Source organism: Coprococcus sp. ART55/1 (assembly GCF_000210595.1).
GTDB classification, from domain to species: Bacteria; Bacillota; Clostridia; order Lachnospirales; family Lachnospiraceae; genus Coprococcus; species Coprococcus aceti.
In genome coordinates, this window is sequence record NC_021018.1 from 1,543,039 (window position 1) to 1,551,753 (window position 8,715).

The 8,715-nt window shown below is 44.4% G+C and carries 6 protein-coding genes and 1 pseudogene; 2 read left to right on the plus strand and 5 right to left on the minus strand.

From position 1 onward, the window contains the following. Together CCU_RS07115 and CCU_RS07120 are read right to left on the minus strand one after the other, a co-directional pair. The coding region (locus CCU_RS07115) for a cation-translocating P-type ATPase (RefSeq protein WP_208896075.1) at positions 1 to 2,194 on the minus strand (2,194 nt) is incomplete at its 3' end. A 330-nt stretch (positions 2,195 to 2,524) separates the two neighbouring features. Further along, positions 2,525 to 3,325, minus strand: coding sequence for an SDR family NAD(P)-dependent oxidoreductase (locus CCU_RS07120; RefSeq protein ID WP_004851555.1), 801 nt, complete (start codon positions 3,323 to 3,325; stop codon positions 2,525 to 2,527). Positions 3,326 to 3,684: 359 nt separating this feature from the next. On the opposite strand from CCU_RS07120, the gene CCU_RS07125 reads away from it, so the two are divergent. Together CCU_RS07125 and CCU_RS07130 are read left to right on the plus strand one after the other, a co-directional pair. After that, on the plus strand, positions 3,685 to 4,149 hold the full coding sequence (locus CCU_RS07125) for a MarR family winged helix-turn-helix transcriptional regulator (RefSeq protein WP_015534104.1): 465 nt from the start codon (positions 3,685 to 3,687) through the stop codon (positions 4,147 to 4,149). A 68-nt stretch (positions 4,150 to 4,217) separates the two neighbouring features. After that, positions 4,218 to 5,467, plus strand: a pseudogene (locus tag CCU_RS07130) (MATE family efflux transporter). A gap of 51 nt (positions 5,468 to 5,518) precedes the next feature. Here the strand turns inward: CCU_RS07130 and CCU_RS07135 are convergent. The 3 genes from CCU_RS07135 to CCU_RS07145 form a co-directional block, all read right to left on the minus strand. Then, the gene (locus CCU_RS07135) at positions 5,519 to 6,217 is read right to left on the minus strand and encodes an HAD family hydrolase (RefSeq protein WP_015534106.1); all 699 of its coding nucleotides are present in this window, start codon (positions 6,215 to 6,217) and stop codon (positions 5,519 to 5,521) included. Between the two features lie 2 nt (positions 6,218 to 6,219). Beyond that, a complete protein-coding gene (locus tag CCU_RS07140; protein WP_015534107.1) occupies positions 6,220 to 7,917 on the minus strand; it encodes an extracellular solute-binding protein in 1,698 nt (565 codons plus the stop codon). Between the two features lie 50 nt (positions 7,918 to 7,967). Further along, a partial coding sequence (locus tag CCU_RS07145) for a sugar ABC transporter permease (RefSeq protein WP_208896076.1) occupies positions 7,968 to 8,715 on the minus strand: 748 nt, incomplete at its 5' end.

Here is an 8,715-nt window from a genome sequence, read left to right on the forward strand (position 1 = left end):
CCGCAAGAAGCATTGTGCCGGCTGTGGCTATGTCCTCACTCGGGAGATTGAAGACCTGTCCGCAGATTACAAGTGCTCCGACCGACAACACATCCGTGAGTCCTGCAGGCAATGCTTTTAACATGACATTTACCATAAAGTTTCCCTCTATACGATCCCTGTTCGGCTCAAGTGCCAGCAGGAATCCCGGCAATCCTATGGTGAACATGCTTATGAGCGATATCTGTGAAGGCTCCAGCGGATATGTGATCGCAAATATCGCTGAGAATATGGCCATCAGCAGTGAGAATATATTCTTAACAAGGAAGAGGCTTGCTGATCTCTGTATATTGTTGACCACCTGTCTTCCCTCAAACACCACATATGGCATACGTCCGAAATCCGAATCCAGAAGCACCGTCTGTGCCGCCTGCGCAGCCGCTTCACTTCCGGATGCCATTGCAATACTGCAATCGGCATCCTTCATTGCGAGTATATCATTTACACCATCACCAGTCATGGCAACCGTGTGTTTCTGTTTCTGGAGCGCCCTGACTATGAGCTGCTTCTGTTTAGGCGTAACTCTTCCAAATACTGTATATTTATCCACAGCCTCAGTTATATCCTTCTCAGACGCCAAAGTGGACGCATCCACATAGTTCTCCGCTCCATCTATGCCTGCCCGCTTTGCCACCTCTGATACTGTGGCAGGGTTATCTCCGGATATGACTTTTATGGCAACGCCCTGCTCTTTGAAATATGTAAATGTGCTCTCCGCATTTTCCCTTATTGGATTTGAAAGCACTATATAACCAATAGGAGATATGCCTCCTAATGGTCTTACCGAACCAATAGAATCCTCTCCTGACTCCGCCATAAGAAGGACTCTGTATCCCTTGCTCTGGTACTCCTCTATCTCTTCGGATATATCCTCATACCTATCCTTCATTATAAACTCCGGAGCACCAAGCATATAGTCTCCCTCGACAAATGACACCTTGCTGTATTTGTTCGCTGATGTGAAAGGCTGTGTCTTGAGCAGTGTCCTGCTGCCCTTCTCTATCTCATTCTTAGCCACATAGGCTCTGATCGCCTCCATTGTGGCATTGTTGTCCTCAATGACCGCCGAGTAATCCGCCAGCAGATGTGCAAATGCTCTCTTGTCCATCTCGGCATCGCCGCATCTGCCGCTTATCACCAGCTCTGTAACCTGCATACCCGGCTCAGTGATGGTTCCGGTCTTATCAACACAGAGTACATCGACTCTCGCGAGTGTCTCTATACTCTTCATGTCATGCAGTAACACTTGTTTCTTCGCAAGTCTTATTGTGCTGAGCGCAAGCGCAACAGTTGTGAGCAGATAAAGTCCTTCAGGGATCATTCCGAGAACCGCCGCAACCATCGATACAACACTCTTCTTGAATGTCTCTCCATTCATGATATACGCCTGGCAGAACAATATGATTCCCACTGGTATGATGATGATTCCAACCCATTTTACAAGCTTGTTGATGTACCTGATCATCTCTGACTGTTCGCCATCACCCATGGCCTTCGCCTGGGCTGTGAGCTGTGATATGTATGACTCATTGCCCACCTTGTCAAGCTTGGCATAGCACTGCCCGGACACCACAAAGCTTCCGGACATGAGTCGATCACCTGATTTCTTCTTGATCTCATCCGACTCACCGGTGAGCAGGGCTTCATTTACCGATATACTGCCGCTGAGCACAGTTGCGTCCGCACATATCTGATTGCCAGCAGACAGAATGATGATATCGTCCTTAACCAGTTCCTCTGATTGTATCTGCTGTTGTTCTCCGTCTCTCACAACTATCGAATGCGGCGCATTTAACATGCTCATCTTGTCAAGAGTCTTTTTTGCACGCAACTCCTGAAATATTCCTATAACCGTATTGCCTATGATGACCGGCAGGAACGTCAGATTCCTGAATGAACCAACGATACATAGCAGCACCGTAAGTATGAGGAATATAAGATTGAAGTATGTAAGCAGATTGGACTTGACGATCTGCCCCACTGTCTTCTGCGTACTTATATCCGTGTGATTGGTAAGTCCATTGTCGATCCGTTCCCTTACTTCCTCCGAGGTAAGACCCATGATCGGGACTCCCCGTGTATCCAGATTGTTTTCTGAGTTTGTATCCAAATAAAACACCTCTTCCTGTGTATATGGTCGGCAAATGTTATGCATCGAGCAGCATTTTGCATCGACTGTCCATGACATCTCATGATTTCTTTAACAAAGTTCTATTATAAGTACTCCAAGTAAGGTTATTCAAGGATGATGGCAGATATTTCATATTTTTTTAAGAAACCTTGTGTCTTATTAACGACAAGCGGACAACCATCTGGTTTGAGATATAGTTGATGACTGAGTCGGCTAAACAAAATGAGCATAACACATTTCCCATCTGGGTATTATTGTGTTACGCTCATTTTTTATGCAAGCCGCGAACCAGGATCCGCATCTACATCATATTCTATTATCATAGCATAAGCCATATTTGATATATTGACTGCACTATGGTCTCTGTCCCATTGCGCCCTCAAGTGTGATCGTCTCACCACTCATGTACTTGAAATCCGGTGATGCGAGTGCCACGCACGCACGTCCAATCTCCTTCTCTACGTCTCCGAAGTGTCCCATTGGCGGCATCTTAACATTTGCCTTGAACGCATCCGGATATGCCTTCTCAAAATTCTCAAGCTGTGATGTCCATGCGAGAGGACATACTATATTGACATTTATTCCGTCAGCTGCCCACTCTGTAGCTGCAACTCTTGTAAGGCCCCTGATGCCTTCCTTCGCTGCCGCATATGCGCACTGTCCGTAATTTCCAAATAGGCCTGCACCTGATGCAAAGTTGATGACTGAACCCTTTGTCTCCTTCAGATATGGATAGCATGCCTGCATATAGTAAAATGCAGCGTAAAGACCTGAATATATGGCAAGGTCAAACTGTGCTGTTGTGTGATCTGCGATGGTAACGCCTGATGCAGATGCCTGCGCATTGTTGATGAGCACATCTATTCTTCCAAATTCCTTAACCGCCTGCTCCACAACATTCTTGACAACGCTCTCATTGTCCGCACCTGCGTTTACATCAGCCTGGACTGCAAGAACCTTGATTCCATATTTGCTCTCAAGCTCTGCCTTTGCATCCTCAAGCTTCTGGACATTACGACCTGTAAGTACAAGATTAGCACCTTCCTTGGCATATGCTGTCGCTATTCCGTATCCGATAGATCCACAGCTTCCATCGCTGAGAACTGCACGTCCGCCTCCTGTTATTATCGCTGTCTTACCTGTTAAAAACCCCATAAGTGTATACTCCTTTCCTGACCATGACTACTTTCTTCACACCGCATAGATTTCAGTCATCCATAACATATATCTATAAATTCATAGCCCATGTCTATTATTATAGCCACACGGCCGCCCCAAAACAACTCCTTCACATACCTTTAAATGAAAATATTTATGCATATCTTTACTTAACCCACTATCCTGTCCTCTTATTAAAATTTATATAAACTTGCTTGACTAAATCCGATTTCGGATTTATATTGGATAGTGGTGCTTTCCCGATCAAATATCATATATTTTAAGAAAATACTTTCTCATTGCTATGGGTTTAAATTTGCACCCCAATAATAACTAAAGGAGTTTTTTCATATTTTATGATCGCATATAAAGACAGTCATTTACAAGAACAGCTACGCATATTTAACACCCTCTGGAAAGCTCAGGACGATATCTGGCAGGAGGCGGCAAGAAACTCCGGGCTGCCTGAAACTGCTTTCTGGATAATTTATATATTGACCATTGAGAATAAAGCTGAACTTACTCAGGCAGAGCTATGCGACACATGGTTCATACCCAGACAGACATGCAACTCTGCTGTCAAAAAACTGGAAGGCAAGGGACTCATTTCTCTGACAACACACAAAGGTGCAGGGAACATCAAATATTTATCAATCACGGAAAATGGAGTCTCATTCGCCAACAAATATATTACGCCACTGACAAATGCTGATATTTCATCATTTTCGAGTTTTACGGATGAGGAAAGAGAACTTCTGCTCTCACTCATGCAGCGTCAGCTCGATTACCTTAAGAAAGGAACTGAAGGATTATGGAAATAAGACTTTCTGATTCATTTACATATAAAAAGCTTATAAGATATGTGCTGCCGTGCATTGCCATGATGATCATGACATCCATCTACAGCATTGTGGACGGCTACTTTGTCTCCAACATCATAGGCAAGAATCCATTTGCAGCGGTCAATCTGGTCATGCCTGTGCTGATGGCGATATCCGCCATAGGATTCATGATCGGTACGGGAGGCAGCGCACTGACTTCATATTATATGGGGCTCGGGGAAAAGAAAAAGGCAAATGAAGTATTCTCGATGCTGGTGTGGCTTATCATCATCTCGTCCTGCATTGTGGCAGTCATAGGATTTGTCTTCATGCCCCAGATAGTCGAGCTCCTCGGAGCCAGCGATACTATACGCTCAGACGCCATATTATACGGAAGAATACTCATTCTGTCAGAGCCGTTTTTTATGCTTCAGAACAGTTTTCAGAGTTTTCTTACAACGGCAGAGAAACAAAACCTTGGTCTGCTGGTTTCAGTACTTGCGGGTATCACCAACATGGTACTTGATTTTCTTCTCATGTTTGTGTTCCGCCTCGGCATAGCCGGAGCTGCGGCTGCCACAGTGTGCGGACAGATTATAGGAAGTGTAGTACCGCTCATATATTTTGCGACCAACACAACAGGATCGTTAAAACTGACGAAAGCAAAGTTTGACTGGAAGTGTATCTGGAAAGCCTGTGGAAACGGCTCTTCTGAGATGCTTACCAACCTGTCCACATCCCTTGTGTCTGTGGTCTATAACCTGCAGCTTATGAAACTTGCGAATGAAAATGGTATAGCAGCATATGGTGTGATAATGTATGTGTCATTCATATTCATGGCAATATTCTTCGGTTATGCCATCGGAGTCACGCCTATCATCGGTTATAACTATGGTGCCGGTAACAAAAACAGCTGCACAGCCTGCTTAAAAAAAGCCTTGTGATCACCGCCGTCACAGCCATAACAATGACGGTTTTGTCCGAGGTTCTGGCACTCCCTATCGCAAGAATATTTGTTGGCTATGATGATACACTATGCCGTATGACCCAGACCGGTATGATGCTTTTTTCCATATCATTCCTGTTCTGCGGATTCAACGTATTTGGCTCAGGTTTCTTCACAGGTCTAGGCAACGGGCTTGTATCCGCAACCATATCTTTCCTCAGAACACTGGTGATACAGCTTGCAGCGGTGTTGATGCTGCCTATGGTGTTTGGCATCAATGGAATCTGGTGTGCTGTGGCCGTAGCGGAGGCTGTGACCCTTGTCATAACTATCACCTTCCTTATAAAAAATAAAAAGAAATACGGATATTAAACAAAATAAGCCGGAGTATGTGATTTTTAATTATCACGCACTCCGGCATTTTTACATCGCCCTATTCACTATGTTCTTAAGTTCCGGATAGCTGGACACAGCCAGTACATCCTCGTCCGTCTTGTTCTGCAGCGACAAATACCACACCGGTGTCATTCCAGCATTTTTCGCTCCCATGACATCCTTCTTGTAGCTATCGCCCACATAGATGACCTCATCGTTCTTTACGCCCAGCTTTGTAGCTATCATATCGAACATCCTGCGGTTCGGCTTTTCTATACCAGCCTCCTCGCTTGTTATCATTGCGTCAAGTCTGCCCGTAAGTCCAAGTCTGTCTATCTTCCTGAACTGGATATGCGCAGTCATATCTGTACAGATACCAATCTTTATTCCTCTGGCTTTCATATCATCTATAAACTCCAATGCCCCGGGGAATATGGATATCTTGTTCAGGAAATTGTTCCAGAAATAGTTGTACACCTGCAGGTCATACTTAAATGGTGATACCCCCAGAATCTCCAGCATCTTCTGGAAGTACAGCACCCTATTGTGCTGCGCCGCCATATCCCAGGCAGAGAGCTGATCCTTTACCATGTCTCTGCCTTCTTCAAAGGCTTTCATCACTGTCACTTCATCTATATGAAGAAGTTCATTTGCCACATATCTCACAGTGTCTTCCACTGCCTTATCATTCTCGTGAAGGCAGTCGTATAATGTATCATCTAAATCAAATACTATTGCTCTTATCATATCTACCGGCACTCCCTTCGAACTTCATCGGTGATCGTTGTTCCACCGGACTTATACCAGTTGTCCACAAAACTGTCAAATTCATCCAGATCTGCTTCACCTGTAACTATCTTCAGGTAAGTATTGCTCTCCAGATTCTCAAGGTGCCACCAGTCTGACACCATGGTCTCAGTCTCACCGAAGTACAGAGATTCGACTTTATTTGTACGCGCATCATTGAGGATCTTGCATGCAGTTATACGGGATGTATATGCCGCCCAGTCCTCCGATGACGCATTATCTTCATTCTTGAGATATGACTCACACGCCTCATAATAAGATTGTTCCAGCAGATTCAGATCATCCGGCTGCCTTATGCCAGAGAACACGTGGTTCAGCTCGCCATAGCATATCTGAAGTGCATTGTTGTAGTCCACGTTCATTGCAAGTGGTCTTGCGGTAGGATCCACATTGAGTTTGTAGTAATCCTTTATAGCCTGATTGTCTTTGTCCTCATATCTTACATAGTCGAACAGCACACTTATTATCTTGCACACTATCTCCGGGTGCTCATATCCCTTTCTGACTACCACGAAGTTGCCATATGGAACCTGAGTGTGATAACTCGTTGAGTCGTTTTCCTCTGTGGCAAGCAGATATGGTTCCCACTTTGCTGTTGGATCGGCCGCTACAGCGTCCATAAGAGGATTATTTGGCGCCCACCATGGTCCAAAGAATGAACCACACTGTCCATTCACTATGAGTTCTATTATGTTGCTGCTTGTCCGCATGAGGAAATTCCGATCCAGAATCCCTTCCTCGTACATCTCATGTATATGCTCCAGAGCCTTCTTTGCCTCCGGCTGTACAGAACCATACACAACCTTTCCGTCCTCATCCTTTATCCACTGTTTCGGAAATGCCCCATATGCGGCAAATACAATGTCGAGTGTGTACTCGCTGCTATAACCACAACCGCCGCAGAGACTTGTGTCTGCCACCAGCCCTACGGTACTTCCTACACCATTATTTCCCGGATCTTTCTCAATAAACTGCCTGATGATCTCCTCCGCATCCGAAAGTGTTCTCGGAGCCTCAAGTCCCAGCTTATCCATCCAGTCTTTTCTAAGCCATATCAGATTTGGTCCATCTGATATATTTGTCTCAGGTATGGCCATGATACGGTCATCAAATGTGACTACATCCATAATACTGCTGCCATAACTCTTATATATGTTCTTTATCGTTTCACTCATACAGTTGTTATAACTGTCTGTGAGATCCTCGATCATGTCATTTTCCACCAGATACTGCAGCTCATCCATGTCCTGGACGATCATCACATCCGGAAGATCCTTCTGTGCTATCACCATGGATACATTATCATCATACTGATTATCAGCAGCCTCAAATATATCCTGGTTCTGCACATTTAAGATTTCATTTAATATCTGTGTGTATGCGTTATTTTCATACGTTTCTCCCTGTGGGAGATTTGAATTATTTGCACCGGACAGCTTTCCCAGGGTATAGGTGAGCTGTTCCGGATACCTTCCAAGCGGCGTTGTCTCCGCAATATGCATGGCAGACTCATATTCTGCATCTGTGGTCGCCTTAGACGGGTTGGAGGGGGTGTTATTGTCCTGGCAGCCACATATTATTATAAGGGTAATTGTTAGCACACATGTTATTATTTTTTTCAGATACTTCATTGCTGGCATATGCTTTCCTCATTCCACTTAGGTTTTGCAAATAATTTCATATATTATCCTTAACCCTTTACGCCTCCAGACATGCTATCCTTGTAGCACTTCTGCATTATCATAAAGAGAATGATAATCGGTACGGATATCAGCACTGCGCCAGCCGCAAATGAGTTGAACCAGTTGTACACATACTCTTTCTCGAGCATGTTCCAAAGTCCGATGGATACTGTGTAATAGTCCTTGTTGGCTCTGCATATAACCTTGGCAAACACAAAATCAATCCATGGTGCAAGGAACGAATTCAGAACCGTATAAACTATGATCGGTCGGCTGAGTGGTATGATGATCCTTGTAAATGACTGCCATCTTGTAGCACCATCAAGGTATGCTGCTTCTTCCAGCGACTTTGGTATAGTATCAAAGAATCCTTTGGCGATATAGAATCCAAGTCCTGAACCGCCTGAATATACGAGTACCAGAGCAACCCTGATGAGTGAGCCTTCTGAAAGTCCCAGAACCTTAAGGATGTAATACACAGCTATCATAGCCATGAATCCCGGGAACATTCCAAGGATAAGTGCCACATTCATAAATGGCTTTCTCAGTCTAAAACGCATTCTTGACATACAGTATGAAACTGCAAGCACGAACGCTGTTGATATTATACATGAGAAAATTGCTATTATCAAAGTATTCTTGAACATCTGCATGAAATTCAGAATACCTGTGTCTGTAAAAAGCTTTGTATAGTTTGCCAGAGTCAGAGACTTTGGCAGCAGAGTTGAAACATACTGTCCTTTCTCTCCTCTGAAG